The following is a 1,526-nucleotide window of genomic DNA, read 5'->3' on the forward strand; positions in this document are numbered from 1 at the left end:
GGTGTGGGGGGATGGGGGAGTCACTTTTCTCACGGGTGACTGATTGTTGGTCGCTGTTGCCTCTTGCCCGTTGCCTGTTCCCTTACTGGTGACTGAATTCGGCGGATTGGCACGGAAGCGACGAGGGGGTTTATTTTGAGTCTGGGAAGGCGGAGAATCTGAAGATTTCATGCTGCCTCCTTATTGTTAATGTGAGGAAAGAAATAATATATCGCCCATGCTACGAGCAAAAACAGTACGGTTATGGGGATATTGTCTAAAATCCAATAAAAGAGCCAACGGAAAAGACCGCCAAAAACCAAGATTAGATAAAGCAGGCAAAAGGGCGCGTAAATTGCCAAAATAGGGCGATCGCCTCTCTTTTCTCCACTCGGTTTCCATCGCAACCAATTTCCCCATAACATAAAAGCACGTCCTCGTAAATTGTTAATTCCCGTCATAGCCACTGCTAAATAATAGCCGTCAAATTTAGCCATAGGATTGAGATTAATCGTCACGGTAAATAAAGCAGCCACTAATAAAAGAAAACTCAAACCTTTCAGAGAACTATTATCCGTCGCCAAATACCACAACCAAAAGGCGATCGCGCCAACAAACAATTGACAGAGAATACCCGCACCCACCACTAACACCCGTTGGCGGCGCTTGACCAAACAATAAGAATCGCTGGTATTAGTATAAGCAGCCGGAAGTAGGCACATAAACAACAAACCCACTTCCGGTACTATGCCTCCGTATTGTTTTAAAGTTAAAGCATGAGCAAATTCGTGTAATGTCACTACAAACATACTCAAGAGAGCAAAGGGAATAATTAACACCATTCCTTTGCTTTGCCAGAATAAACTGCCCATTTTTAACAATTCCCCTTTCTGATGAAGGCCAAATATAAATGACCCCATTAAAAACGCCACCAACAAGAGAAAGAAAGGCTTTGTCCAAATCCAAGCCAGCAAACGCGCGGGAGCATTCAGCCAAGAATCTGGATTAAATAAGGGGACTTTAAAAAAGAGCAATTGTAAGGGCGTGAATTTCTTCTTCGGAGGCTGGGCGGGAGTGGTTCCGGCTAACATCCCCGTCGCAGCCAGTAATTGCAGGAGAGAGCGCAATTGATGAGGAGGAATACCACAGCGATCGCAAATGGCTTCGGGAGGAAGGCGATGGAGGAGTTGCAGGGCTTCTTGTGAGTGGCGATCGACTTGCAAATAGGTGACATCAATGGGGTTGCGGAGAATCCAATGTCCTTGGGGATGGGCAATCCATTCTACACCTTCTTTCAAGTGAGGCAAACTCTGGTTGGGTTCTTCCTCGGGTTTTACTGTTTCCTCCAACTCGAATTCTTCTGCAATTACCCCCCAAATTAACAGTTTTTCCAACAGTTCCTCGATGAAATTGGCTGAGATAAGCTAAGACGCATCTACATTGCATTAATGGCATTGCCTTTATTTTTTATCTTTCTATTCCAATGAATTATTAATTCTCCTTCATTTAACAGTTTTCTTACTGTTTTTTCTAGCTCTTCTCTATTT

At 44.1% G+C, this 1,526-nt stretch carries 1 protein-coding gene; it reads right to left on the reverse strand.

Translation table 11 applies throughout. The features are described 5' to 3' along the window. Positions 1 to 167 precede the first annotated feature (167 nt). Positions 168 to 1,373 carry a hypothetical protein gene (locus VB714_RS07290; protein WP_323222602.1) on the reverse strand — a complete coding sequence of 402 codons (1,206 nt, stop codon included), beginning with the start codon at positions 1,371 to 1,373 and terminating at the stop codon, positions 168 to 170. Positions 1,374 to 1,526 lie beyond the last annotated feature (153 nt).

Origin of the sequence: Spirulina sp. 06S082 (genome assembly GCF_034932145.1) — a bacterium.
In the GTDB taxonomy this organism is placed as follows: domain Bacteria; phylum Cyanobacteriota; class Cyanobacteriia; order Cyanobacteriales; family Spirulinaceae; genus CCY15215.